The 25,110-nt window shown below is 70.9% G+C and carries 19 protein-coding genes; 9 read left to right on the top strand and 10 right to left on the bottom strand.

All coding sequences use genetic code 11. The annotated features are described in order from the left end of the window. Positions 1–13: 13 nt before the first annotated feature. Complete coding sequence (locus KF737_RS15335) at positions 14–967, top strand: ornithine cyclodeaminase family protein (protein WP_296456555.1); 954 nt, start codon at positions 14–16, stop codon at positions 965–967. 1 nt (position 968) lies between these two features. Further along, the gene (locus KF737_RS15330) at positions 969–2,678 is read left to right on the top strand and encodes a hypothetical protein (protein ID WP_296456552.1); all 1,710 of its coding nucleotides are present in this window, start codon (positions 969–971) and stop codon (positions 2,676–2,678) included. Here the strand turns inward: KF737_RS15330 and KF737_RS15325 are convergent. From KF737_RS15325 to KF737_RS15315, 3 genes are read right to left on the bottom strand one after another with little or no spacing between them, the layout of a single operon-like run. Further along, positions 2,672–4,390, bottom strand: a complete 1,719-nt coding sequence (locus KF737_RS15325; protein ID WP_296456549.1) for a hypothetical protein — start codon at positions 4,388–4,390, stop codon at positions 2,672–2,674. The two genes, KF737_RS15330 and KF737_RS15325, sit on opposite strands and share 7 nt — an antisense overlap. 2 nt (positions 4,391–4,392) lie before the next feature. Continuing rightward, entirely contained in the window at positions 4,393–5,838 is a 1,446-nt protein-coding gene (locus KF737_RS15320; RefSeq protein ID WP_296456546.1) for a peptidase S10, read from the bottom strand. Beyond that, positions 5,838–7,325: a hypothetical protein gene (locus tag KF737_RS15315; RefSeq protein ID WP_296456544.1), complete on the bottom strand. Its 1,488-nt coding sequence runs from the start codon at positions 7,323–7,325 to the stop codon at positions 5,838–5,840. Before KF737_RS15315 ends, KF737_RS15320 begins: the two co-directional genes overlap by 1 nt. Positions 7,326–7,534: 209 nt before the next feature. Between KF737_RS15315 and KF737_RS15310 the strand changes: the two genes are divergently transcribed. The 3 genes from KF737_RS15310 to KF737_RS15300 are packed head-to-tail and all read left to right on the top strand — an operon-like array spanning position 7,535 to position 12,627. Beyond that, positions 7,535–9,577 carry an amidohydrolase family protein gene (locus KF737_RS15310; RefSeq protein ID WP_296456540.1) on the top strand — a complete coding sequence of 681 codons (2,043 nt, stop codon included), beginning with the start codon at positions 7,535–7,537 and terminating at the stop codon, positions 9,575–9,577. Beyond that, positions 9,574–11,259: a hypothetical protein gene (locus tag KF737_RS15305; RefSeq protein ID WP_296456537.1), complete on the top strand. Its 1,686-nt coding sequence runs from the start codon at positions 9,574–9,576 to the stop codon at positions 11,257–11,259. Before KF737_RS15310 ends, KF737_RS15305 begins: the two co-directional genes overlap by 4 nt. 48 nt (positions 11,260–11,307) lie before the next feature. Then, positions 11,308–12,627 (top strand): APC family permease, encoded by a 1,320-nt coding sequence (locus tag KF737_RS15300; protein WP_296456533.1) that lies wholly within the window; start codon positions 11,308–11,310, stop codon positions 12,625–12,627. Between the two features lie 6 nt (positions 12,628–12,633). On the opposite strand, the gene KF737_RS15295 is transcribed toward KF737_RS15300, so the two are convergent. Beyond that, positions 12,634–13,767, bottom strand: coding sequence for a hypothetical protein (locus KF737_RS15295; RefSeq protein WP_296456530.1), 1,134 nt, complete (start codon positions 13,765–13,767; stop codon positions 12,634–12,636). A 122-nt stretch (positions 13,768–13,889) separates the two neighbouring features. On the opposite strand from KF737_RS15295, the gene KF737_RS15290 reads away from it, so the two are divergent. Next, complete coding sequence (locus KF737_RS15290) at positions 13,890–15,524, top strand: long-chain-fatty-acid--CoA ligase (RefSeq protein ID WP_296456527.1); 1,635 nt, start codon at positions 13,890–13,892, stop codon at positions 15,522–15,524. Here the strand turns inward: KF737_RS15290 and KF737_RS15285 are convergent. Beyond that, positions 15,514–16,101 (bottom strand): NADPH-dependent FMN reductase, encoded by a 588-nt coding sequence (locus tag KF737_RS15285; protein WP_296456524.1) that lies wholly within the window; start codon positions 16,099–16,101, stop codon positions 15,514–15,516. The two genes, KF737_RS15290 and KF737_RS15285, sit on opposite strands and share 11 nt — an antisense overlap. A gap of 29 nt (positions 16,102–16,130) precedes the next feature. Then, positions 16,131–16,610: a MarR family winged helix-turn-helix transcriptional regulator gene (locus tag KF737_RS15280; protein ID WP_296456521.1), complete on the bottom strand. Its 480-nt coding sequence runs from the start codon at positions 16,608–16,610 to the stop codon at positions 16,131–16,133. Positions 16,611–16,717: 107 nt separating this feature from the next. Here KF737_RS15280 and KF737_RS15275 point away from each other — a divergent pair, with 107 nt between their 5' ends. Next, positions 16,718–17,770, top strand: coding sequence for a hypothetical protein (locus KF737_RS15275; protein WP_296456518.1), 1,053 nt, complete (start codon positions 16,718–16,720; stop codon positions 17,768–17,770). 185 nt (positions 17,771–17,955) lie between these two features. Here the strand turns inward: KF737_RS15275 and KF737_RS15270 are convergent, their stop codons facing one another. From KF737_RS15270 to KF737_RS15255, 4 genes are read right to left on the bottom strand one after another with little or no spacing between them, the layout of a single operon-like run. After that, the gene (locus tag KF737_RS15270) at positions 17,956–18,660 is read right to left on the bottom strand and encodes an alpha/beta fold hydrolase (protein ID WP_296456515.1); all 705 of its coding nucleotides are present in this window, start codon (positions 18,658–18,660) and stop codon (positions 17,956–17,958) included. Next, positions 18,660–19,607 carry a D-isomer specific 2-hydroxyacid dehydrogenase family protein gene (locus KF737_RS15265; protein ID WP_296456512.1) on the bottom strand — a complete coding sequence of 316 codons (948 nt, stop codon included), beginning with the start codon at positions 19,605–19,607 and terminating at the stop codon, positions 18,660–18,662. Before KF737_RS15265 ends, KF737_RS15270 begins: the two co-directional genes overlap by 1 nt. Further along, positions 19,604–20,905, bottom strand: a complete 1,302-nt coding sequence (gene eno / locus KF737_RS15260) for a phosphopyruvate hydratase (protein ID WP_296456509.1) — start codon at positions 20,903–20,905, stop codon at positions 19,604–19,606. The genes KF737_RS15265 and eno overlap by 4 nt, the downstream gene beginning before the upstream one ends. Next, on the bottom strand, positions 20,902–21,906 hold the full coding sequence (locus tag KF737_RS15255) for a phosphotransferase family protein (RefSeq protein WP_296456506.1): 1,005 nt from the start codon (positions 21,904–21,906) through the stop codon (positions 20,902–20,904). Before KF737_RS15255 ends, eno begins: the two co-directional genes overlap by 4 nt. A gap of 145 nt (positions 21,907–22,051) precedes the next feature. On the opposite strand from KF737_RS15255, the gene KF737_RS15250 reads away from it, so the two are divergent. Continuing rightward, entirely contained in the window at positions 22,052–22,660 is a 609-nt protein-coding gene (locus KF737_RS15250; RefSeq protein WP_296456504.1) for a VOC family protein, read from the top strand. Positions 22,661–22,877: 217 nt separating this feature from the next. Then, the gene (locus tag KF737_RS15245) at positions 22,878–25,088 is read left to right on the top strand and encodes a TonB-dependent receptor (RefSeq protein ID WP_296456501.1); all 2,211 of its coding nucleotides are present in this window, start codon (positions 22,878–22,880) and stop codon (positions 25,086–25,088) included. Positions 25,089–25,110 lie beyond the last annotated feature (22 nt).

Raw genomic sequence — 25,110 nt, 5'->3', positions numbered from 1 at the left:
CTTTGGAGTGTCCATGCCGGAACGCGCAGGAGGTCTGACCGTCTTCAGCGCCGAGGACGTGCGCGCGCGGCTGACGTACGAGGCCGCGATCCCGGTGGTCCGCGAGGCGATGATCGCGCTCTCGGACGGGCGCGTGCGCCAGTTGCTGCGCAGCTTCATCGGCGTGGGCGAGGGACGGACATTTGCGATCATGCCGGCGTCGCTGGGGGAGCGGGCGGCGTTCGGCGCCAAGCTGGTCAGCGTGTTCACCGAGGACGGCAAGAAGGCGCACGAGGGTGTCGTGGTGCTGTTCGACGGGCAGGCAGGGCGGCCGGTCTGCATCGCCGACGCGGGCGAGGTGACGGCGATCCGAACCGCCGCGTCGAGCGCGGTGGCGACGGATGCGATGGCGCGCAAGGACGCCTCGGTGCTCGCGGTCTGCGGGACCGGGCGGCAGGCGTGGGGCCACGTGCTGGCGATCGCCCAGGTGCGCCGGCTGAAAGCCGTCCATGTCTGGAGCCGCGACCCGGGCATGAGCGTCGACTTCGCGCGGCGGGTGACTGACGCGACGGGGATCGCGGCGCGGGGGTTCCCTGAAGCCGAGACCGCTGTGGCGGAGGCCGACATCGTCTGCACGGTGACGGCGGCGGCCGATCCGATCCTGCTGGGCGCCTGGATCGGGCCCGGGACGCACGTCAACGTCGTGGGCTCCAGCGGGCCGGGGCAGGCCGAGGTGGACGCCGAGCTGATGGCGAAGTCGCGGTTCATCGTCGACCACCGCGAGCACGTGCTGGCCCACGGCGGCGAGTTCCTGCGGGCGAAGGCGGCGGGGATCGTGGGCGACGACTGCATCGTCTGCGAGATCGGCGAGGTGCTGGCGGGCGCGGCGGCGGGCCGGACGTCGGACGCCGAGATCACCGTCTACAAGTCGCTGGGCCACGCCGTGCAGGATCTGGCGGCGACCGCCTGGCTCCATGGGACCCTCTGAGATGCGCCTCGCCCTCGCGGCCCTCGCCGCCCTGTTCGCGACGTCCCCGGCCGCGCAGGCGCCGACGCCCGCGCCTCCACCGCCGTCGTTCGAGGTGACGCTGAAGCCGTCAGCGATGGACCAGGCCGCGGGCACGGGCTTCGTGGACGTGACGCTGAAGCTCCCGAGCTTCGACGCGGGCGCCGGCGCGCCGCTGCTGACCCTGCCCATCGTCATCGCCAACACCGACACGGTCACAAACACCATGACGGGCCTCGTCGCGACCGACGCCGAGGGGGCGGTGCCGCTGGTGGTGCGGGACGATCCGGCAGCCATCGCCTATTCGCGGCACTGGTCGGCCGGCCGGGCGGTGAAGGGCGACCTGGTGGTCCGCTACCGCGCGCCCGTGGACAACACGCCGCCGGCCCGCGGCTCGGGCCCGCCCTACAGCCTGCGCACCGAAGGTGGCGGCGTCTCGGGCGTCGGCAACACCTTCATCCTGACGCCGGAGGGCGCGCGGCCGTACCGCACGGTGCTGCGCTGGGACCTCTCGGCGCTGCCGAAGGGTTCGACGGCGATGTCGAGCTTCGGCGAGGGCGACGTGGAGCTGGCGCCCGGCGCGCCGCTGCGGCTGCTCTCGGCGCTCTACATGGCCGGGCCGATGCACCGCTCGCCCGCGGTGGTGAAGCCGACCGGCTTCTCGGCCGCCTGGCTGGGCGACCTGCCGTTCGATCCGAACCCGCTCATGACCTGGGCGGGCGAGCTGCACCACTGGATGAGCGGCTTCTTCAAGGACCCGTCTGAGCCGCCCTATCGCGTGATCCTGCGCTTCAATCCGATCAACGCCGGCGGCGGCGCGGCGCTCACCAACTCGTTCCTGCTGACCTGGGGCGCGACGGCGAAGGACCCGGAGAAGCTCAAGGGCACGCTGGCGCATGAGATGATCCATACCTGGACCGCCACGGGCCTGGGCGGCCAGTGGTACGGCGAGGGGATCGCGGTGCACTACCAGGCGCTCCTGCCGCTGCGGGCCGGGATGATCGGGCCGGACGACTTCCTCGAGGATCTGAACGACACCGCGCGGCGCTATTACACCAACGCGCTGAACGACACGCCGGACAAGGAGGTGGGCCCGCGGTTCTGGGAGGACACCCGGATCCGGACGCTGCCGTACGATCGGGGCGCGATGTACTTCGCGGTGCTGGACGGCAAGATCCGCCGCGCCTCGGGCGGCAAGCGCAGCGTGGACGACCTGATCGTCGAGATGGTGCGCAGGAAGCGCGTGGGCGAGCCGATCGACGAGGCGGCCTGGCTGGCGCTGATGACGAAGGAACTCGGTCCGGCCGGGCCGGCGCTGCACGCGGACATGCTGGCCGGCAAGCTGATGCTGCCGGAGAGCGGCGACTTCGGGCCGTGCTTCGCGCGCACGACGGGCAGGTTCCGCCGCTTCGACCTGGGCTTCGAGCCCAAGTCGCTGGTGGGCGACGTGAAGAGGATCCGGGGCCTGATCGCAGGGTCCGAGGCCGACAAGGCGGGCCTCCGCAACGGCGACGTCGTCACCTACTCCGTGGCGATGGACAGCGTGCAGGGCGACCCCGCACGCCGGCTCACCCTGAACGTGACCCGCGACGGCAAGACGTTCCCGATCACCTACCTGCCCCGCGGCGAGACGGTCGACGCCTGGCAGTGGAAGCGGGTCGCAGGCGTCCCCGACGGCCGCTGCGCCTACTGACGGGACGGCGGGATGGCGCAGGCCTTGGCGCCCCGCTTCAGGCGCCACTTGTACTGCGTGACCGGCGCCCCGCGCGTCGTGAAGCTGATGGGCGTGACGCGACCTTCGCGCTCCACTTCGACGGTCACGGTGGGCGCCAGGACGAAAGACGGCGTGCTGTGCAGGTTCGAGCGTTCGGCGCCGCGCCAGCGCAGGATGCGGTCGCCTTCGCGCAGACCGGCCTGTGCGGCGGGACTGCCGGCGGCCAGGCCCATTACGGTGTAGGGCTCGATGATCAGCGACCGGTCGGCGAAGCCGAGGCCGGCCTGCGCGCGGCTCAGCGTCCGGCGTTGGAGGCACGGCCCGAACGCGTCCGACGCCGGCACGATCAGCTCGCCGGCCAGCATGCGTTGGAAGTCGGCGACGCCGGCCTCGCCGAGTTCGGCGCGGATGAGGTCACGCCAGCGCGCCTCGTCGTAGCCGCGGCCGTCGCGGCGGCTCTGCACCATGGCGAGGACCAGATCGTCCAGCGAGCGCCGGCCGCCGGATGCCGCGCGCACCTTCGCGTCGACGTCGGCGAAGTAGATCATGCCGCGGTTGTAGGGCAGGAGCTGCACGAGGGAGTCGCGCCAGTACTCGGCCGGGATGGCCGCATTCGGGAGCCGGTTGCGCGGGTTGCCGTAGTAGGCGTCCGTCATGGTGCGGACTTCCTCGGCGTAGTCGGCCGGGCTCACCAGGCCGGCGCGCAGCGGCAGCCGGATCTTGTAGATCTCGGCCAGCCCCTCGCCGAACCATGAGCTGACGCCCGGCGGGCCCTGCAGGCTGCCCACGAAGTGGTGGAACATCTCGTGGGTGAACATGAAGCGCATGGCCGCCTCGGTCCGCCCTGCCGTGCCGTACTCGATGACGAAGGCGTGGTCGGTGGCGACGCCGGCGTCGCGGGCGTTCGGGAACGGGCGGCCGAAGATGAAATAGGGTCGCGCGTCGGCGTCGCCGAAGAAGGTCCTGAGCTCGGCGTAAGACCGGCTGCTCCACGCCATCGTCGCCGGGGCGTCGAAATTCGGGCGGCCGATCCAGAAGGCGGCGAACGGGGCCGCGCCGTCGGCGCGGTAGAAGCCAAGATTGCCGGCGATGAACTGGGCCGACATCAGGCGGCTCACCGGGCCTTCGGTCGAGACGTCGCCGAGGCCCAGGTTGGAGACGCCGATGGCGCCGGGCGGCAGGTCCCAGCGCACTTCCAGGCGGTAGGTGCGGGCGTCGGTCGGCAACAGCAGGAACGTCGCGCCCCCGCCCGCGAAGCCGCCGTCGAGCCCGCGCAGGTCGAACGACGGGCCGACCGGGCGGGGCGTCATCGCCTGCACGATCCCGGCCGTGTAGCGCAGGCGGATGTCGCCCTTGGAGGCGCGCGCGGCGACGACGAGCCGCTGGCCGCCGAACCCGGAGCCGTCGTTCGCGCCGAGCGTCACCGTCACGGGCAGCGGCCCGAGATCGTCCTCGGCGGCGATGTCGGCGGAGGCGTAGGGCTGGCCCGGGATGCTGGCGATCTGGGCTGCGACCTGGAGGAACGGGCGGTCGGCCGCCGCGGTCAGCCCGGAGATGACGCTGGTGACCTCCAGCCGGTCGGGGGTCGTTCCGATCGGCTTGAGGGTGACGCGGATCGCCGGGCGATCCTGCGCCGCCGCCGGCGCGGCGAGGGCGAGCGCGACGCTGGCGGCCAGACCGGCGAGCTTCACGCCTACTGACCCGAGATCAGCGTGCGGATGTGGCCGGCCAGCGAGGTGCGGGCGGCGGCGTCGCGGTACATCATGTGGCCGCCGGCGTAGCAGCGGAAGCTGACGGCGGCCTTGAGCGGCGGCGGCAGGTTCCTGGCGGTCTCCATCGCGCCCGCGCAGTTGCCCAGCGAGTCGTAGATGCCCTGGGCGACCAGCACCTTCAGCTTCGGGTTCAGGGCCACGGCCTCGACCGTCCCCGGCAGCGGCGGGCCGAGCTGCGGCGGCCCGGCGCCGGTGCGCACGGCCTCGGCGTAGGCGGCGTCGTACTCGGCCTTGGTGACGGGGCCGGTCGCATAGTTCCAGCGGGCGCCGACGGGTTGCGGGGCCTTGCCGGTGGGGAGGTAGCCGTCCTCCAGGCGCTCCAGGCCGACGTAGGGCAGGTCGGTGCGGTAGCCGAGGTCCTGGGCGAAGTAGCGCAGCAGGAGCGGCGCGCGGGGTTCGCCTTCACCCCCCTCACCTTGAGGGCGCCCTGAGATGCGCATGTCGAAGGTGTCGAGCGTCTTGCCGGGGACCAGCGTGGTGCGGAACTGGCGCGGTGTGACGGCCAGCGTCTTGCGGTCGATGGCGTCGGCGGGGAGGCCGATGTGGGTCGCCAGGCCCTGCGCGATCTGCTCGCGCTCGGCGTCGGTGAGCGCGTCCCTGCGGCGGAGCGCCGGGATGTAGGTCTCGCGGACCCAGGCGTCGGCGGCCTTCAGGGCGTCGGCCTCGGCCTTGGTGGCGAGCTTGCCGTGGAAGACCGCGGTGGCGGGCAGGTTGACGAGGCGCAGGGCGCCGACGTCGCCGGCGGTGGTCCAGTCGTCCTTCATGCCCGCGCCGCCGGAGATCAGGACCAGGCCGTCGACCTGGACGCCCCGCTTCAGGAGCGCCGCGCCGACGTTGGCCGCCCTCCCCGCGCCCCAGCTCTCGCCGATGAGGTAGAGCGGCGCGTCCTCGGCGCCGTGCAGCAGCCGCCAGGAGCGGACGAACTCGGTGACCGAGGCGACGTCGCCCACGGTGCCGTAGAAGGCGTCGGCATACTCGGCCTTCGCCGGGCGGCTCCAGCCCGTGCCGATGGGGTCGACGAAGACGAGGTCGGCATCGGTGAGCCAGGTGTCGGCGTTGTCGACCAGCTTGCCGCCGTCGACCCGCCGCGGGCCGGCGGCCTCGAAGTGGAGCAGGGTCGAGGCGGCGCCCGGGCCGCCGTTCCAGACGAAGGCGATGGGGCGCGGCTTGGCGGAGGGCACGCGGTAGGCCGTGTAGCCCATGAAGCCCCGCGGCTCGCCGGTCTCGGCGTCGCGGATGGCGATGCGGCCGACCTCGGCCTTGTAGGCCAGCGGCTTGCCCGCGACCGTGATGCGATGGTCGGTGGTGACCGGGCCGTCGGGCGTGGCGAGGGCCAGGGCGGCGGCGAAGAGGACGGCGGCCGGCATCAGGCCGGCTTCCCGCCCTTCACCCACGCGCGGATATCGTCGGTGAAGGCCTTGAGGCTGGGCTGGTGCGTGTAGGCCATGTGGCCGCCGACGTACTGGCGCTGGATCACGCGGTCGCGCGGGTAGTCGCTCTGGGTGACCAGGTAGCGGGCCGGGCCGATGGTGGTGGTCAGGTCGTAGTAGCCCGTGCCGATCATCAGGCAGAACTTCGGGTTGGCCTTGAAGGCCTTCGAGATCTGCGCCTGGTAGTCGTAGTCGAAGAAGGGGCCGCCGGGGCCCAGCGTGCCGTTCCACTCCCAGGCGTTCGCGCCGGGGGCGATGCCGCGGTAGTCGGCGGCGGGCAGGGTGACGCCGAGCGTCTTGGCGTAGTGCTCCACCATCATCGGCTGGATGGGCGCCTGCAGCTTGCCGGCGGGATCCTGCGCGCGCTCGCCGGCCGCGGGCGCGGGGCCGACGTAGCGGGCGTCGTACATGCCCAGCATCAGGCCCTCGGGCTTCATCAGCTCGCGCAGGTAGGCGATCTTGGTGATCGTGAGGTCGTGCTCGAGGTAGTAGGCCTGGGAGATGCCGGTCAGCGCCTCCAGCCGCTCGGCGACGAGGCGGCGTTCGGCGGCGGGCAGGTCGTTGCCGCGCAGCAGCGCCTGCAGGTAGTCGCGCATACCCCACGCGTAGGCGATCTCGACCACCTCGCGCGGATCGTCAGGCAGCCCCTTCGCTTTGCCGTGGTAGGCGGCGATGGCGGCGAGCGCGGTGATGTTGGTGGCGTAGGCCAGCGCGTTCTTCGCGCGCTGGCTGGTCTCGATCATGTTCACGGCCTGGCCGAACAGGAAGACCCCGTCGAGCGGCATGGTCGCCGAGAGCTGCCCAGCCATCACCGCGGCGCGCATGGTGCCGTAGCTCTCGCCCAGCACGTACTTGGGCGAGGCCTCGCGGCCGTTGGCCTTGATCCAGGCGGCGACGAAATCGCTGACCGACTGGGCGTCGCCGTTGACCGAGTAGAAGTAGGGTTGCTTCCCGGCGCCCGTGATCCGCGAGAAGCCGGTCTCGGCCGGGTCGATCAGGACGATGTCGGCGACGTCGAGGACGGTCAGCGTGTTGTCGACGAGCTGCGGCGGGTTCGGCGCGGGCGCCTTGGGGTCCTGGGCCACGACGATGCGCCTGGGGCCCAGCGCCAGCATGTGCAGCGTCGCCGACGAGGACGACGGGCCGCCGTTGAACGCGAAGAGCACGGGGCGCGTGGCCGGATCGGCGCCGGGCTTCACGTAGGCGGTGGTCACGAAACGGCAGGTGGGTTCGCCGGCGGCGTTCCGGATCGTCGTCGGGCCGACGGTGGCCACGTAGTCGACCTTCTGGCCGTTGAAGACGCCGGAGTGCTTCGTGACGAACCCCGTGTCGTCGGCGACGGGCGCGACGGCCTGGGCGGCGGCAGGCGCGGCGGCCAGCAGCCCTGAAGCGCCCAGAAGCGCCCGCTTGGTGATCTCCGGCATGAGGCCTCCCCGATGTCGGAGGAAGGCTAGCGTGGGGCGGGCGGAATTTCCTTGCGTTGTGCCGCGGCGGGCGAAATGCGGCGGCATAGGCTATGTGGCGCCGCTGGCGGCTGCGCATTGAACTTGTCGCACGGTGGGGGCGCGGGCCGCAGATCGAATAGAAAATCCCGGCCTCGAAGGTACGATTAAGCCGTCGTGGGGAGGCCTGCATGCCGCTGAAGTTCGCCGCCGTATTGGGCGCTGTCCTGGCCGTGAGCGTGAGCAGTGGCGCGCTGGCCGCGACGCAGAAGTTCGTGGCCATGGCGGGCGGCGAGAAGGTGGGCCACCTGACCGCCGAGGTGACGGGCCGCCACGTCGCGGTCGACTACGCGGTGGTGAACAACGGCCGCGGCCCCAAGGCGCGCGAGCAGATCGACCTCGACGCCGCCGGCATGCCGGTGAAGTGGACCATCGAGGGCGAAAGCCTGTTCGGAAGTCCCGTGAACGAGCACTTCACCTGGGGCGCCGGCAAGGCCGAGTGGGCCAGCCAGGCCGACAAGGGCGAGGTCTCCGCCGCGAAGCCCGTGCTCTACATCGGCAACGACGTCAGCCCGTGGATGCTGGGCGTCTATGTGAAGGCGCTGCTGAAGGCGCCCGGCCAGACGCTGCCGGTGCTGCCGTCGGGCCAGCTCAAGCTGAAGGAGGTGCGCAAGCTCACCGTCGGCGAGGGCAAGGCCGCGATCCCGGTCACGGTCTACGAGCTCTCGGGCATCGACCTCAATCCGGACTACGTGCTGCTGGACGCCAGGGGCGACCTCTTCCAGGCCGGCGGCGTGATCCGCGAGGGCTACGAGAGCCAACTGCCGATGCTGCAGCGGGTGAGCCGCGAGATCGCGCAGAGCCGGGCGGAGGACGCGCGCCGCCAGCTCGCGCACAGCTTCAAGGGGCCGGTCCGCATCCGTAACGTGCGGGTGTTCGACCCCGTGACGATGAAGCTGTCGGGGCCGTCGCAGGTGATCGTGTTCGGCGACCGGATCGCGGGCGTGCAGCCCGAGGACGGCCAGCCGACGCCGAAGGACGAGACCACGATCGATGGGCAGGGCGGCACGCTGCTGCCCGGGCTGCACGACATGCACTCGCACACGTCGCTGGGCTCGAACCTGTTCAACCTGGCGGCCGGGGTCACGGCCACGCGCGACCAGGGCAACGACAACACCCAACTGCTCGGCATCATCGAGGGGCTGAACGCCGGCCGGCTGGCGGGGCCGCGGATCGTGCGCAACGGCTTCCTGGAAGGCCGCAGCCCGTACTCGGCCCGGAACGGCTTCATCGCCGACAGCCTGGAGGACGCGCTGAGGGACGTGCGCTGGTACGCCGACCACGGCTACTGGCAGGTCAAGATCTACAACAGCTTCAACCCCGACTGGGTGGCCCCGGTGGCCGCCGAAGCCAGGCGGCTGGGCATGGGCGTGACGGGCCACGTGCCGGCCTTCTCGTCGCCCGACCGGGTGATCCGGGACGGCTACAACGACATCGCCCACATCAACCAGCTTATGCTGGGCTGGATCCTCGACCCCAAGGAAGACACCCGCACGCCGCTGCGGCTCACCGGCATGGCGCGGGGCAAGGACCTGGATCTGACGTCCGAGCGCGTGCAGGCGACGGTGCGGCTGATGAAGGAACGGGGGACGGCGCTGGACACCACGGCCATGATCCTGGAGCGCCTGATGCTGTCGCGCTCGGGCCAGGTGCAGGCGGGCGATGCGCCGTATCTGGATCACGCGCCGATCGCCTACCAGCGCTACCGCAAGCGCAGCTTCGTCACGATCAAGACGCCGCAGGACGACGCCGACTATCAGAAGGGCTTCGCGAAGGTGCTCGAGGTGCTGAAGATGCTGGACGACAACGGCGTTCAGCTCCTGCCCGGCACCGACGACGGCACGGGCTTCTCGAACCTGCGCGAGATGGAGGTGTACGTGGCGGCCGGCATCCCGCCGGGCCGGGCGCTGTATCTCTCGACGCTGGGGGCCGAGCGCTACTTCAAGCGCGATCATGAGCTGGGCACGATCGAGCGCGGCAAGCTGGCCGACTTCATCCTGGTGGACGGCGATCCGACGGCGAACATCAGCGCGCTGCGCAACACGCGCATGACCATGGTGGGCGGCGTCGCCTACTACCCCGCGGAGATCTACTCGTTCCTGGCCGTCAAGCCGTTCTCGCCGCCGCCGCCGGTGACCGCCGCGGTCCCGGCCAGCCCGGCGGCCGATAGATGAGGCGCCTGCTGATCGCGGCGCTGGCGGCCCTCGCGTTCGCCGGCCCGGCCGCGGCCCAGGCGCCGGCCAGGCTGGGCGTCGTGCTGGCGCCGAAGCCCGGCGAGGGCATGGGCGTGACGATGACGATGGCCAGTCCTGCGCTGAAGGCCGGCGAAGGGTTGGTGCGCATGCCGCTACGCCTCGTGGGCATCCCGCGGCCGACGTGGGCCGACGACCGGCTGACCGCGAAGGACGACCGGGGCGCGATCCCGCTGACCCAGTCCGACGAGCCGCCGACGCCGCAGGGCGTCTATCGCCGCTGGAGCGTGGGCCGGGCGACCGTCGGCGACGTGGTCGTGGCCTACGTCGCGCCGGCGCGGAAGGTCACGGCGGCCACCAACAACGGCCCGCTGTTCGACCTGCGCGAAGAAGCCGGCGGGTTCGCCGGGGCGGGCAACGGTTTCCTGGCCGCGCCCGTGAGGTCGGGCCCCTGGAGCATCCACCTGACCTGGGACCTTTCGGCCTCGGCGCCGGGCTCGCGGGGCGTCTGGTCGCTGGGCGAGGGCGCCGTGGACACCGTGGGTCCGTCCGAGCTGCTGCAGTTCAGCTACTACTACGCCGGCCCGGTGAAGTCGTACCCGAAGGCGAGCGATCCGCACTTCAGTTTCTACTGGCTGTCGGACCCGCCGTTCGACCCGAACGAGCTGGGCGACAAGATGCGCGCGCTCTACGGCAGCATGGCCAGGTTCTTCGACGACGAGGGCGGGAGCTACCGGGTCTTCGTGCGGCAGAACCCGTTCCTGGGGACGGGCGGCACCGGCTTGGCCCGCTCGTTCATGTTCGGCTACAATTTCGACGCCAAGCCCACGGTGGACAGCCTGCAGGGCCTGCTGGCCCACGAGATGGCGCACACCTGGCCCGCGATGCAGGGCGAGCACGGCGACACGGCCTGGTACTCCGAGGGCATGGCCGAGTACTATTCGACGGTGCTGAGCCACCGGGCCGGCGCGATCTCGGTCGACCGCGTCGTGAAGACCTTCAACGAGCGCGCCGCCGCCTACTACTCGAACCCCTACATCGCCTACACGAACCCGGAGGCGGCCAAGGTCTTCTGGACCGATCCGGTCGCACAGACGGTGCCCTATGGCCGGGGCTGGATGTACCTCCAGCAGACCGACGCGGCGATCCGGGCGGCGACGGGGGGCAAGCGCAGCCTGGACGACATCGTCACGGCGATCCGCAAGCGGCAGGTGGCGAACCAGCCGTACGGCATTCCGGTCTGGGTGGAGCTGGTGGGCGCCGACATAGGGAAGGCGAAGGCCCAGGCGATGTACGACGACATGGCCGCCGGCAAGGTGCTGCTGCCGCCGAAGGACCTCTACGCGCCGTGCCTGAGCGTCGTGCGACGGGATGTGCGGCCCTTCCAGCTCGGCTTCGCGCGCAGTTCGCTGAACGACGACCGGGTGGTGAAGGATCTCGTGGCGGGCTCGGCCGCCGACCAGGCGGGCGTGCGGAACGGCGACGTGATCGTGCAGACGAGCGACGTCAACGAGGTGCGCAAGGACGACACGAAGTCGATCACGCTCACCCTGAAGCGCGGCGAGGCGCAGACGACGGTGACCTACCTGCCCCGCGGCGCGCCCGTGGAGGGCTGGGGCTGGGAGCGCACGGCAGGCGTCCCCGACTCGGCGTGCAAGTTCTGACGCCTGGGATGCGGCAGCGCCAGACTGTCGGCCGCACGAGGAAACCCGATGACCGAGCAGCTCCGCCGCGGCGTCCGCCTCATCGACCTGGTGATGCTGGGGGCCGGGACGGCCATCGGCGCGTCGATCTTCTCGGTGCTTGGGCCGGCCGCGCAGATCGGCCATGAGGCGATCCTGGTGGCCGTCGTGCTGGCGGCGCTGCCGATGATCCTGTTCGGGATGGTCTACGCCTACATGGCCTCGGCCATGCCGAAGACGGCGGCCAGCTTCGAGTGGCAGCGGATGTTCACCCACCCGCTGATCGCCTTCGCCATCGTCTGGCTGCGCATCCTGTCGAACGCGGTGGTGATGATCGTGCTGGGGCAGGTGCTGGTGATGTACCTGGGCAAGGTGATCGCCATCCCCGGCAAGCCGGTGATGTTCGGGATGTTCTGCGCGGTGTTCGCGCTGAACTTCCTGGGCGTCGCCATCGCGGCGCGGGCGCAGACGATCCTGATGCTGATGCTGCTGGCCGTGTTCGCCGTGTTCGTCGCGGCGGGCGCACCCTCCTGGAATCCACAGTTGATCCCGCAGTCGCTGTCGCTGGGCTGGACGCCGGCGCTGGCGGCGCTGCCGCTGATGATCCAGCTCTTCCTCGGCATCGAGACGACGACCGAGGTGGGCGAGGAGGTGGCCGATCCCAAGCGCGTCGTGCCGCTGGGCCTGGCGCTGGCGGTGCTGCTGACCGTGGTGGTCTATGTCTCCATCGCGTTCACGGCGATGAGCCTCGTGGGCGCCGACGGGCTGGCGGCCAGCGACGCGCCGCTGCTGACGGCGGCCGAGGCCGCGCTGGGCGGCTGGGCCACGCCGCTGATCGTGACGGCCGCGGTGCTGGCGCTGTCGAAGTCGATGAACGCGGTCTTCCTGGTCTTCGCGCGGTTCCTCTACGCGATGGGCAAGGCGGGCGTGCTGCCGGCGCCGCTGGCGGCGATCCATCCGCGGTTCGGGACGCCGCACGTCGCGACGGTCGCCGCGTTCGGCGCCTGCTGCCTGGGCCTCTTCCTGCCGTCCAGCCTGCTCTTCCTGCTGCTCGCGGTGAACATCCCGACGATGATGAAGTACCTGGGCTCTTGTCTGGCGGCCTACAACGTCGCCACCAAACATCCTGAGGTGCACGCCGAGGCCCGCCTGCGCTTCAGCCGCCCGACGGTGCGCGTGCTGTCCGTCCTCGGCATGATCGCGGCCGTCGCGATCGCCAGTCTCGGCTTCGGCGCCGACTGGCGGCCCTACGCCCTGCTGGCCGGCTGGCTCGTGCTCGGCCTCGTCTACTACGCCACGCGACAGCGCGCCCGCGCCCGAACCGTCGAGGCTGCGCGGCGCTCGGAATGACGGGCCTCAGCGTTTCTTCGCCACCCAGTCGCAGAGGAGGCTTGCGGCGGCTTCGCGTTCCTCGCGGCTGTCCTCGAAGTAGTGGGCGCCCTTGATGAGGTGGAGTTCCTTGTCGGCCGAGCCGACGTTGTCGAAGATCTTCTGCGCGTCGCTGGGGAAGACGCCGGTGTCGGCCAGGCCCTGGACCACCAGGCACGGCATGTCGAACTTGGCCAGTTGCTCGGCGCCCTGGCACTTCGACGTCTCCAGGCTCCACATCGACAGCCAGGTCTTCAGGTTGTTGGCGCGGCCGATCGACGGGGAGCGGTTCGCCACGGCCGGATGGCCGCGGTAGCACATCGGCGTCCGGCGCTCGGAGGGGTCGATCGCGCCGTCCATCATCCGCAGGTCGCCCCAGCAGCGGAACAGCGGGAACAGCCGGTCGGGGATGCCGGCGGCGTTGAGGCGGGCGAGCTCGGCCTTGGCCCAGTCGGTGATGCGCTGGTTCCGCGCCCGCTGGGCGGCGCGGTAGCGGGCGATGAACTCCGGCGAATACGGCGGGCCGTTGTCGGGATTGAACGGGTTCAGGCTCTCGTCGGTGGCGACGGGATCGAACTCGTCGACCACCGAGGCGTCCATCCAGTCGGTCAGCACCTCGGGCCGCCCCTGGTGGGCGTTGAACGAGACGTAGAGGTCGGCCCTGGGAAGCGTGTTCAGCGCCTCGAGCCCCGGCCCGCTCAGGAGGTCGCCCAGGGTGGGCGCGATGGCCTCGGCCTGGTAGGCGCCCATCAGCGAGCCGCCGCCGGAGTTGCCCAGGATCACCACCGTCTCGACGCCGGCCTGCTCCTTCAGCCAGCGGACGCCGACGCCGATGTCGATCACCGCGTGCTCCAGCAGGAACTGGTCCTCGGCGCCGCGATAGCGGGTGTTCCAGCCCAGGAAGCCGTAGCCGCGGGCGGCCATGTAGGGCGCGATGTAGTGCTCGGAGAAGTCGACGTTGTAGTGGGTGGCGATGAAGGCGGTCTTCGGCCGCTGGCCCCTGGGCGTGGTGTAGATCCCCTGGCAGGGATGGCCGCCGGCCTGGATGCGGGGAGACGTGGGCGAAATGAATCCCAGGAACTGCCGGTCCAGGCCCTGCAGCAGGTCGCTGTCGTCGATCACCACCTGGTGTCCCTCCCTCGAATGGCCGCCGGGGCGCCGTCGCCGCGCCCTCGACAGATACTTCGTAATCTAATCATTATGGGCGATCCACCCCGAACTTGAAGCCGAGGAACACGACGGCAATGCAGGCCCTGATGCAGGACTGGTCGCTGACACTGGACAAGCTGCTGGACCACGCGGCGCGCTGGCATGGCGGGCGCGAGATCGTCACCCGCTCGGTGGAGGGGCCGGTCGTGCGCAGCACCTACGCCGACATCCATCGCCGCGCGAAGCAGGTGTCGCACGCCCTGCTCGAAGCCGGCGTGAAGCCCGGCGACCGGGTGGCGACCATGGGCTGGAACAGCGACCGCCACCTGGAGGCCTGGTACGGCGCGATCGGCATCGGGGCGGTGCTGCACACCCTGAACCCGCGCCTGTTCCCCGAGCAGATCGTCTACATCGCCAACCATGCCGGCGACGAGGTGCTGCTGGCCGACCCGGCGTGCGCGCCGCTGCTGGCCGAGATCCTGCCCCAGTGCCCGACGATCCGGCAGGTGGTGTTCCTGAGCGAGGCCGCGCCGCCCACGCCCTTCCCCGCCCTGGCCTACGAGGCGTGGATCGCGGGGCGGCCGGCCGACACGCCGTGGGGCGGGTTCGACGAGAACGCCGCGGCCGGCCTCTGCTACACGTCCGGCACGACGGGCAATCCGAAGGGCGTGCTGTACGGCCACCGCTCGAACTACCTGCACGCGATGATGACGCTGCAGCCCGACGCCCTGAACCTGTCGGCGCGCGACACGGTGCTGCTGATCGTGCCGATGTACCACGCCAACGCCTGGGGCGTGATGTACTCGGCCCCGATGGTGGGGGCGAAGCTGGTGCTGCCGGGCCAGAAGCTGGACGGCGCCTCGCTGCACGAGCTGATCGAGGCGGAGGGGGTCACCTATTCGGCGGGCGTGCCCACCATCTGGCAGATGCTGCTCGCCCACCTGAAGGCGACGAAGGGCAAGCTGACCACGCTCCAGCGCGTCACCGTCGGCGGCTCGGCCTGCCCGGAATCGATCTTCCGCACCCTGCGCGACGACTATGGCGTCGACGTCATCCACGGCTGGGGCATGACCGAGACCTCGCCGCTGGCCACCGTCTCGGTCCCCTCGCCGGCCATCGCCGGCCGCAGCTTCGAGGACCAGCTCCCCTACAAGCTCAAGCAGGGCCGCCTGCTCTGCAACCTGGACCTCAAGCTGGTGGACGACGCGGGCCGGCGGCTGCCGCACGACGGCAGGACCTTCGGCCGGCTGATGATCAAGGGCCCCACCATCGCCAGCGGCTACTTCCGCGCCGAGGGCGGCGAGGTGCTGGACGACGAGGGCTTCTTCGACACCGGCGACGTCTCGACCATCGACGCCGAGGGCTACATGCAGATCACCGACCGGGCGAAGGACGTCATCAAGTCGGGCGGCGAGTGGATCAGCTCGATCGACGTGGAGAACATCGCCGTCGCCCACCCGAAGGCGGCGCTCTGCGCGGTGATCGGCGTGGTGCATCCGAAGTGGGACGAGCGGCCGGTCCTGCTGGTGCAGCTCAAGCCGGGCGAGCAGGCGGGCAAGCAGGAGTTCCTGGACTTCCTGGACGGCAAGATCGCGCGCTGGTGGATGCCCGACGACGTGCTGTTCGTGGACGAGATCCCGCTGGGCGCGACGGGCAAGATCGACAAGAAGCGGCTGCGCGAGGGCCTGACCGGCTACGAGCTGCCCTTCGATCCCAACCTCAGGCGATAGGCGGCTCCAGCCGCTCGGCCAGGTCGATCACCCGCGCCACCAGGCCGCCCAGAAGCTGGGCCGGCAGCGCCTCCTTCAGCGCGCCCCGGTCGTCGAAGGCGTTCTGCGCGAACGGCACCAGCACCTGCTCGGTGGCCACCACGACCTGGATCGTCGACAGGACCTGGCGCAGTTGGGTGATGCCGCGCAGGCCGCCGAAGGGGCTGATCGAAGCGCCCATCAGCCCGGCCACCTTGCCGCGGTAGGCGCTGAGCGCGACGATGTTCTCGCCGTCGGTCGGCCGCGAGACCCAGTCGATGGCGTTCTTCAGCACGCCGCTGACGCCGCCGTTGTACTCGGGCGAGGCGATCAGGAAGCCGTGGTGGGCGCGGAACAGGGCCTTCAGCTCGCGCGCCGCCTCGGGGAAGGCGCCGGCCTCGACATCCCCGTCGTAGAGCGGCAGGGCGAACGCCTTCAGGTTCACCGCCGTCACCTCGGCGCCGCGCGCCCGCGCCTCGGCGGCGGCCAGGTCGACCAGGGCCTGGTTCAGGGAGCCGGTGCGTGTGCTGCCCGAGAGGGCCAGGAGTTTGACGGGCATCGCGATCCTTCCGGGCGGCGGCGTTGGGGTCAGACGGCGGAGTCGATCGGGACGTCCTCGCGGACGTCGGCGGCCAGGTTGCGGCCCACCTGCACCAGCGCCTTGCGCAGCACGTCCACCTCGGCGGGGGTGAGGCCCTCCAGCGCGACGCGGTTCACCTCGGCCACGGCCGGCAGCAGCTCGGCCTCCAGCGCCTTGGCCTGAGGGGTGAGGTAGACATGGACCTTGCGCCGGTCCTCGACGCTCTTGCTGCGGGTGACGAAGCCGCTGCGCTCCAGGCTCTTGAGCGCGATCACCGTGGTGGGCTCGCGCATGCCGACCCGGCGGCTGAGCTCGCGCTGGGTCAGGCCGTCCTCGCGCCACAGCACCCGCAGGAACCGCCACTGGCCGCTGGAGACGCCGTGCGGCGCCGTCCGCATCTCCAGGGCCCGGGAGAACGCCCGGAACGCGATCCGGGTCAGGTAGCCGATGCTGCGCGCGGGGTCGGCATAGATCTGGATGTCACTCATCGGCAGACCATTCCACCCCTGGACAAGCGCCGCAATCGGAGGCTGTTGACACGCAGGGTCCCGCACCCGCCAAATACATAGAATGCTAATTATTCAGGTTGCGCACAATGCCGATTCCGGGCCTGCCCCTGCTTCCGACCACGATCGTCGGCAGCTATCCCCAGCCTGACTGGCTGATCGACCGGGAGGGCCTGAAGTCGCGCCTGCCGCCGCGCGTGCGCGCGCAGGAACTGTGGCGCATCAAGGACCCGAAGGACCTGGCCGACGCCCAGGAGGCGGCCACGCTGGTGGCGATCAGCGACCAGAAACTGGCCGGCATCGACATCGTGGGCGACGGCGAGATGCGGCGCGAGAGCTATTCGAACCGGCTGGCCACCGCATTGGCCGGGATCGAGACCGACCCGCCGGGCATGGCCATGGACCGCACCGGCGCGATGAACCCCGTGCCGCGCGTCGCCGGCAGGATCCGCCGCACCGGCCCCATCGAGGCGCAGGACGCGGGCTTCCTCAAGCAGCGCGCAGGCGGGCCGGTGAAGATCACCATCCCGGGCCCGTTCACGATGACCCAGCAGGCCCAGAACGACCACTATCCCGACGCGCGGGCGCTGGCCCTGGACTACGCCGACGCCGTCAACGCCGAGATGCGCGACCTGTTCGCCGCGGGCTGCGACATCGTCCAGCTCGACGAGCCCTACCTGCAGGCCAAGGCCGAGGAGGCGCGCAGCTTCGCCATTGAGGCCATCAACCGCGCCTGCAAGGGCGTGGACGGGATCACGGCGCTGCACATCTGCTTCGGCTACGCCCATGTGCATCAGGGCGCCTCCAAGCCCGGCGGCTACGCGTTCCTGGAGGAGCTGGAAGCCTCGGACGTCGACATCATCTCGATCGAGGCGGCGCAGCCCAGGCTGGACCCTTCGATCCTGCGCGAGCTGCCCAGCAAGCACATCATGTACGGGGTGATCGACCTCAACGACCCCAACGTCGAGACCGCCGAGACCGTGGCCGCGCGCATCCGCGAGGCCCTGCCCCACATCGACGCCGAGCGCCTGATCGTCGCGCCCGACTGCGGGATGAAGTACCAGAGCCGCGAGGTCGCGTTCGGCAAGCTGAAGGCCATGGCCGACGGCGCCGCCATCGTGCGGCGCGAGCTTCAGGGCTAGTTCGCGGCCCCGCAGCAAGGGTGCCCCCACCCTTGATGAACGTCATGGCCCGGCTTGTCCGGGCCACCCATTGGGCTGTGAGTTGCAGCAAGGCAGGTGCGGCGGCGCTGCGAACTCCTACCAGCCTCACAGCTCAGTGGGTCCCCCGGACAAGCCGGGGGATGACGATTTGTTTTGGGGTGGGGCTAGCCTGGAACTTCGGCCAGCCAGTCCCGCAGCAGGCGGTTGGTCTCGTCCGGCGCTTCCAGGGTCGGCAGGTGGCCGACGCCGGGCATCTCGACGAAGCGGGCGTGCGGGATGCCGGCCAGGATCTCGTCCTGGTGGGCCTGGGTCGTGATCCCGTCCTCGGCGCCGCGGATCACCAGGGTCGGGACCTCGACGCCGCCCAGCGACGGGCGGCTGTCGATTCGGCTCATGATCGCCCGCTGCTGGCCCAGGAACCGCTCGGCGCCGGTGTCCTCGGCCATGCCCCGCACCAGCCCCAGCAACCGCGCGTCCTCGCGCCGGCGCGGCGGCAGCAGGATCGGCACGCGCTCCTCCACCACCTGGTCGAACTGCCCGGCCTCGACCAGCCGGATGTAGCCCTGCCGCCGCTCGGTCTGCGCTGGGCCGTCGTTGGGCGCCAGCGTGGCGATGAGCACGAGGCTGATCACCCGCTCCGGCGCCTGGCGCATCACCTCGAAGGCCGTGAAGCCGCCCATGGCGTGGCCGATCAGGTGGAAGCGCGGCGGCGCGGCGTCGAGCAACCGCTGCGCCATGCCCGCGATAGTGTCGTCGCGGCCGTGGTCGGCGACGATGACGTCGTAGTCCGGATCGAGGGCGGCCACCTGCGGCGCCCAGCAGTCCTCGGTCAGGAGCTGGCCGGTGGCGAAGACGACGCTCGGGCGCATCACACCACCTGGTTCAGCAGCGGCTCGCCGGCCTGCAGGCGGCGGATGTTCTCGAAGGCCGCGGCCAGGCTGCGGTCCAGCGTCTCGGGCGTCAGCCAGGCCTGGTGCGGCGCCACGACGACGTTGGGCAGGCCCAGCAGCGGATTGTCGGGATCGACCGGCTCCCGATCGAAGACGTCGAGGCCCGCGCCGCGCAACCGGCCCGAGCGGAGGGCCGAGACCAGGGCGGGCTCGTCCACCAGGCCGCCGCGGGCGGTGTTGATGAGGATGGCGCCCGGCTTCATGGCCGCCAGGGCGCGGGCGTCGATCATCCGCTGGGTCTGCGGCGTCAGCGGCAGATGGAGCGAGACGATGTCGGCCTCGGCCAGCACCCGGGCCAGCGGCGCGAAGCGGCCGATCAGCTCCGGCTTCTCGCTGCGCGCGGTGTAGATGACCGTCGCGCCCAGAGCCTCCAGCGCCGCGCCCAGCCGCGAGGCCGAGCCGCCGTAGCCCACGAACCCCACGGTGCGGCCCGCGAGTTCGCCGACGCCGTCGATCAGGTCGGGATCGGGCGCCCAGCCCCGGCCCCGGCGGGTGAGCGGGTCGAGGTAGGAGAGCCGGCGCAGCACCGACAGCATCAGGGCCAGCGCCATCTCGGCCACCGCCTGGCTGTTCGTACCCGGCATGTTGGAGACCGCCACGCCGGCGGCCCTGGCGGCGTCGAGGTCGATGGTGTTGACGCCCACGCCCAGCTTCTGGATCAGCCGCAGGCCGGGGGCGCCGCCGATCATCGCGGCGGTCACCGGCTTCAGCACGTGCAGCAGGACCTCGGCGCCGGCGATCTCGCGGGCGAACGCCGCGTCGTCGAACTCGTCGACCACGACGGCCTCGACCCCGGCCGCCCGGGCGTGGCGGGCCAGCATGGCGCGGAAGCCGTCGCTGGCGCGGTAGTGCAGGACCGCCTTCACGCCAACCCCGCCGCCACCGACGCGGCGAAGGCCGACGGGCCGGCGAAGGCCGCGTCGGCGCCCATGGCCTCCTCGATCCGGAGCAGCTCGTTCCACTTCGCCATCCGCTCCGAGCGCGAGAAGCTGCCGACCTTGATCTGGCCCGCGTCCCAGCCGGTGGCCAGGTGGGCGATGGACACGTCCTCGGTCTCGCCGGAACGGGCGGAGACGATGGCCGCCCAGCCGAGTTCCCTGGAGGCGTCCAGCGCCGCCTTGGCGCGGCTGACCGTGCCGGCCTGGTTGACCTTGACCAGCACCGCGTTGCCGGCGCCGGCGTCCGCGGCGCGGCGCACGCGCTCGGCGTTGGTGACCAGGATGTCGTCGCCGATGAGCTGCACCCGCTCGCCGTACTGCCGCGTGGCGGCGGCGAAGCCCGCGAGGTCGTCCTGGCTGACCGGGTCCTCGATGGAGAGGATCGGATAGCGGCGCACCCATCCGGCCACGCGCTCGACCATCGCCTCGCTGCCGTATTCGGCGCCGTCCAGGCCCAGGCGGTATCGTCCGTCGCCGCCGTCCAGTTCGTTGGCCGCCACGTCCAGCGAGATGAACACGTCCTCGCCCGGCCGGTGGCCCGACATCTCGATGGACCTGAGCAGCGCGGCCAGGGCGTCCTCGTTGGAATCGAACACGGGCCACCAGCCGCCCTCGTCGGCGGCGCCGGCGAGACGGCCGGTCTCCTCCATCAGCCGGCCGGCGGCGCGGAACACGTCGGCGGTGACCTCGAACGCCTCGCGGATGGTGGCCGCCCGGGGGCACATGACCATGAAGTCCTGCACGTCGGTGCGCCGCCCGGCATGCGCGCCGCCGCCGAAGATCTGGATCTCGGGCAGCGGGATGCGGACCTTCCGGCCCTGGGCCAGGTGCGCCCACAGCGGCAGGCCGTCGGCGGCGGCCGCGGCATGCAGCGCCGCCAGCGAGACGGCCACGGTCGCGTTGCCGCCCAGCCGGGCCAGGTTCGGCGTGCCGTCGGCCTCGGCCATCGCCGCGTCCAGCCCCGCCTGGTCGGCGGCGTCGCGGCCGGCCAGCAGGCGGGCGATCTCGCCGTTCACCGCCGCCGTCGCGCGGCCCACGCCCATGCCGCCGAAGCGCTCGCCGCCGTCGCGCAGGTCGATCGCCTCGTGCGCGCCGCGCGAGGCGCCGGCCGGCGCGATCGCGCGGCCCACGGCGCCGCCGGCCAGCGTCACCTCGGCCTCCACCGTCGGGCGGCCGCGGCTGTCCCAGACCTGGCGTCCGCGCACGGCGGCGATCGTCGTCTTCATCTTGCCTCCAGGGCTTCCTTCCAGGCGCCCGCCAGCGCCGCCATCGACGGCGTTTCCTGCGCCACCAGGCGGCGGGCGACGCCCCGGACGAATCCCTTGTCCTCCGGGGTCTGCAGGTAGTCGGCGGGCGACTTGCCGTCCACGCGCGCCAGCAGGATCGCGGCGGTCAGCGGCGCGGCGCGGGCGTCGAGCGCGCCCGGGCTCTCCCAGTCGACGCCCGCGAGATAGCCGCGCTGCAACGCGTCGTAGGCGCCGAGGTAGGCCGCCCGGTGCGCAGGCTTCCAGACGGCCTTCAGCAGCAGGTGCGCCGAGCAGAAGGCGAGGTCGAAGGCCGGGTCGCCGTACCAGGCGCACTCGGCGTCCAGCAGCACCGGGCCGTGCGGGCCATGCAGGATGTTCTTCGGGCTGACGTCGCCATGCACCAGGGTGATGCGCGCCGCGGCGGTGCGGTCGGCCAGGGCGACCAGGCGGCCGGAGAGATCGGGATGGACCTCGGCGCAGCGGCGCAGGAACGGGGCCAGGCGCAGATCCTCGAACATCCCGGTCGTCCGGAACCGCGCCGCGACGGCGGGGTCGCCGGCCGCGCCCGCGTGGATCGCCGCCACCATCCACCCCACCGCGCCCGCGAGGCCCGCGTCGACCCGGCCCGCCGCCAGGTCCGACTTCCAGACGCTGTGCGTGGCGGGGTCGTAGAAGCTCATCACGAAAAGGTTCGCCGCCTCGTCCTCGTAGAGCACCTGCGGCACCGCCTCGCCCGCGAACGCCCGGGCCGCCTTCAGCCACTCGACCTCGTAGTGCGACCGCTCCACGGGCGCGCGCCAGTCGGCGGCCACCCGCAGCTTGGCCAGGGCCCGCTTCACGCACACCGGGCCGTCCGGCAGGTCGAGGCGGAACACGTCGCTGGACACGCCTCCGGCCAGCGGGCGCAGCCGGGGCTCGGCTCCGGGCGGCAGGAATCCGCCCGCCCGCAGCGCCTCGACGATCTCTTGGGTGGCCTCCACACGCAATACTTAGTATCCTAAGCGAAGACGGTCCAGCGACCCGCGCACCGGCCGCGCCGACCGTCAATCAAATTGACGAAGGCCGGCGCACGGCTTCTAATTCGCACGACAATGATCGAGCGCCGGCTCGAAGGAGGAGAACGACATGGCTCAGCCGATCAACCACGAATTCGATATCCGAGGCGTGAACCACCTGGCGCTGGTCTGCAAGGACATGGCCAAGACGGTCGAGTTCTATCGCGACGTGCTGGGCATGCCGCTGGTGAAGACCCTCGACCTGCCCAACGGCATGGGCCAGCACTTCTTCTTCGACATCGGCAACGGCGACTCGCTGGCCTTCTTCTGGTTCCCGAACTCGCCCGCGGCCGCCCCGGGCGTCGCGGCGCCGGCGCAACTGCCCGGCGGCGGCGACATCCGCTCGGCCCACGGCTCGATGAACCACATCGCCTTCAACGTCCCGGCCGAGCGGTTCGACGAGTACGTCGAGAAGCTGAAGGCCAAGGGCATCAAGACCGGCCCGGTGCTGAACCACGACAACTCGCCCAACCAGGTCAGCCCCGAGATGACCGACGACGTGTTCGTCCGCTCGATCTACTTCTGGGATCCCGACGGCGTGATGCTGGAATTCGCCTCGTGGACCCACTCGGGCTTCACCGCCCAGGACGTGGCGCACGAGGCGGTCGACGCCGAGGGCCGCAAGTCGCGCCCGGTGGTCTTCAAGGCCGAGAGCCGGCCGCTCGAAACGGCAAAATAGCCACACCTCTCCAGAACCCGGCCGCCTCGCAAGGCGCCGGCGAGGGTCCCGTTGACAGAAACACTTAGGAATCTAATTATACATCTAAGGACTTTCGAAACGCGGCAGCCCCGGGCCTCGCCTCGGCGTCAAGGACACTGACGCCCGGCGTGGACGGCGGCGGTCGTGAACAAGCTCGACCGAAGAACGTCGACGTTGATCAAAGGGGGAGGCGGCGATGAACGCCCGGATTCTATTTGCCACGACTATTCTGGCGAGCGGCCTGCTGGCCACGAGCGCCTACGCCGCCGATGAGGCGGCCGCCACCAACGTGGGCGAGGTGGTCGTCACCGCCCAGAAGCGCGCCCAGAACCTGCAGGACGTGCCGATCTCGATGGAGGTGGTGTCGGCCAGCGCGCTCGAGGCGTTCCACGCCGAGGGCTTCCGGCAGGTCAACGTGCCGAACATGAACGTCCAGAACATCGGCGGCAACGACGTCATCTACATCCGCGGCTTCGGCTCGCCCTCGCAGAACTACTCGTTCGACCAGGCGGTCAGCCTCTACGTCGACGGCATCTACGCCGGCCGCGGCCGGCAATTCATGGCCCCGTTCTTCGACCTGCAACGCGTGGAAGTGCTGCGCGGCCCGCAGGGCGCCCTGTTCGGCAAGAACACCGCCGCCGGCGCCATCAGCGTGGTCTCGGCCCTGCCGACCGACACCTTCCAGGCTTCGGGCACCGGCATCTACCACTTCAACCAGGACGGCCCCGAACTGTTCGGCTACGTCTCGGGGCCGCTGAGCGAGCAGCTCAGCGCGCGCGTCGCCCTGAAGCTCCGCGACCAGGACGGCTTCATGAAGAACGCCGGCCAGGGCGGCCGCGAGGAACTGACCAACAAGCAGGTGCTGGCGCGCCTGACCATGCGCTACGTGGCCAACGAGGCCTTCGACTACGTCGGCAAGGTCGAGTACAGCCAGTCGCGGCAGCGCGGCAACGTCACCTCGGCCGGCCTGCTGACCACCGAGCAGACGCCGAAGAAGACGCGCTTCACCACCGACGGCCCGCTGGGCGAGGCCGGCTTCGACACCATCGCGTGGAACGTGGCCGGCACCGGCACGCTGGACCTGGGCCCGGTGAGCCTGGTCTCGGTCTCGGGCTTCTCGTCGTTCAAGGCCAAGCACACCAACGACTTCGACCAGTCGATCCCGGGCGGCGGCGTGACGCCGAACACGGTGTCGAACAACTATCCGGAATACTTCCAGCAGTGGTCGCAGGAAGTGCGGCTGCAGTCGCCGACCGGCCAGAAGTTCGAGTACATCATCGGCGCGTACTACGACAACGGCCAGTACGTGGTGGACCAGTACAACTACTACGGCATCGCGGGCCTCGGCCAGTTCATCATGTACAGCCACTTCAAGCAGCAGTCGGAATCCTGGTCGGTCTTCGGCCAGGGCACCTTCCACGCCAGCGACTCGCTGCGCGTGCTGGGCAGCCTGCGCTACTCGCACACCAAGAAGCGCGGCGCGTTCGACGTGGCCTCGCTGCTGGGGCCGTTCCCCTTCCGCCCGATCACCTCGGCGCGGGCCGACATCTCGGAAGGCGACGTCGACCCCTCGATCACGGTCCAGTACGACGTGACGCCCAGCGTCATGGTCTATGCGACCTACGGCCAGGGTTCGAAGTCGGGCGGCTTCGTCTCCAACACCTACGCCACGACGAACGCGACCTTCGTGTTCGCGCCCGAGAAGTCCGAGAACTTCGAGGCGGGCGTCAAGAGCACCCTGCTCGACGGCCGGCTGGTGCTGAACGGGGCGATCTACGAGACCAAGTTCGACGACCTGCAAGTCTCGACCTACAACTCGAACATCCAGAGCTACATCGTCGGCAACGCGGCCAAGGCCAGCGGCAAGGGCGTCGAGCTGTCGGCGACGTGGTTCCTGACCGACAGGTTCGACGTCAACGCCACCGGCGCCTACCAGGACGTGAAGTACGACGACTATCCGGGCGCCCAGTGCCTGGCGAGCCAGCCGATCACCGCGTGCAATCCGGCGGTCCCGGCCAGCGTGCTGGCGAACAACCTGAAGGGCTCGCCGCTGCCGAACATCTCGAAGTGGAGCGGCCAGGTCCGCGGCCGTTACGTCGCCGACATCGGCGAGGACCTGCAGCTCACCACCACGGTCGCCGTGGCCGGCCGCTCCAAGTACTTCAACTCGGACGACCAGAGCCCGCTCTACGGCCGCCAGAAGGGCTACGCCAAGGTCGACGCGCGGATCGAGGTCTCGCCGCCCGAGAAGGCCTGGCACGTCGCCCTGGTGGGCACCAACCTGACGAACGAGCTGACCACCAGCGGCTCGTTCCGGCTGCCGGCGCCGATCACGACCGTCGCGCGGGCCCTGTACTGGGTCGAGCCGCCGCGGAACATCGCGATCGAAGCGGGCGTGAAGTTCTGATCGCGCCGGTGCGGCCGGCCGC

The sequence above is a fragment of the Phenylobacterium sp. genome, from assembly GCF_019636135.1.
Lineage (GTDB): Bacteria > Pseudomonadota > Alphaproteobacteria > Caulobacterales > Caulobacteraceae > Phenylobacterium.
The sequence above is the reverse complement of the archived record's forward strand: the minus strand, read 5'-3'. Positions and strand labels throughout refer to the sequence as shown.

What these genes read in the sequence shown, in the direction of transcription:
- KF737_RS15335 (WP_296456555.1), top strand. Translation starts at nt 14, where the DNA reads ATGCCGGAACGCGCAGGAGGTCTGACCGTCTTCAGCGCCGAGGACGTG.
- KF737_RS15330 (WP_296456552.1), top strand. Translation starts at nt 969, where the DNA reads ATGCGCCTCGCCCTCGCGGCCCTCGCCGCCCTGTTCGCGACGTCCCCG.
- KF737_RS15320 (WP_296456546.1), bottom strand. Translation starts at nt 5,838, where the DNA reads ATGCCGGCCGCCGTCCTCTTCGCCGCCGCCCTGGCCCTCGCCACGCCC.
- KF737_RS15315 (WP_296456544.1), bottom strand. Translation starts at nt 7,325, where the DNA reads ATGCCGGAGATCACCAAGCGGGCGCTTCTGGGCGCTTCAGGGCTGCTG.
- KF737_RS15310 (WP_296456540.1), top strand. Translation starts at nt 7,535, where the DNA reads ATGCCGCTGAAGTTCGCCGCCGTATTGGGCGCTGTCCTGGCCGTGAGC.
- KF737_RS15305 (WP_296456537.1), top strand. Translation starts at nt 9,574, where the DNA reads ATGAGGCGCCTGCTGATCGCGGCGCTGGCGGCCCTCGCGTTCGCCGGC.
- KF737_RS15300 (WP_296456533.1), top strand. Translation starts at nt 11,308, where the DNA reads ATGACCGAGCAGCTCCGCCGCGGCGTCCGCCTCATCGACCTGGTGATG.
- KF737_RS15290 (WP_296456527.1), top strand. Translation starts at nt 13,890, where the DNA reads ATGCAGGCCCTGATGCAGGACTGGTCGCTGACACTGGACAAGCTGCTG.
- KF737_RS15285 (WP_296456524.1), bottom strand. Translation starts at nt 16,101, where the DNA reads ATGCCCGTCAAACTCCTGGCCCTCTCGGGCAGCACACGCACCGGCTCC.
- KF737_RS15280 (WP_296456521.1), bottom strand. Translation starts at nt 16,610, where the DNA reads ATGAGTGACATCCAGATCTATGCCGACCCCGCGCGCAGCATCGGCTAC.
- KF737_RS15275 (WP_296456518.1), top strand. Translation starts at nt 16,718, where the DNA reads ATGCCGATTCCGGGCCTGCCCCTGCTTCCGACCACGATCGTCGGCAGC.
- KF737_RS15270 (WP_296456515.1), bottom strand. Translation starts at nt 18,660, where the DNA reads ATGCGCCCGAGCGTCGTCTTCGCCACCGGCCAGCTCCTGACCGAGGAC.
- eno (WP_296456509.1), bottom strand. Translation starts at nt 20,905, where the DNA reads ATGAAGACGACGATCGCCGCCGTGCGCGGACGCCAGGTCTGGGACAGC.
- KF737_RS15250 (WP_296456504.1), top strand. Translation starts at nt 22,052, where the DNA reads ATGGCTCAGCCGATCAACCACGAATTCGATATCCGAGGCGTGAACCAC.
- KF737_RS15245 (WP_296456501.1), top strand. Translation starts at nt 22,878, where the DNA reads ATGAACGCCCGGATTCTATTTGCCACGACTATTCTGGCGAGCGGCCTG.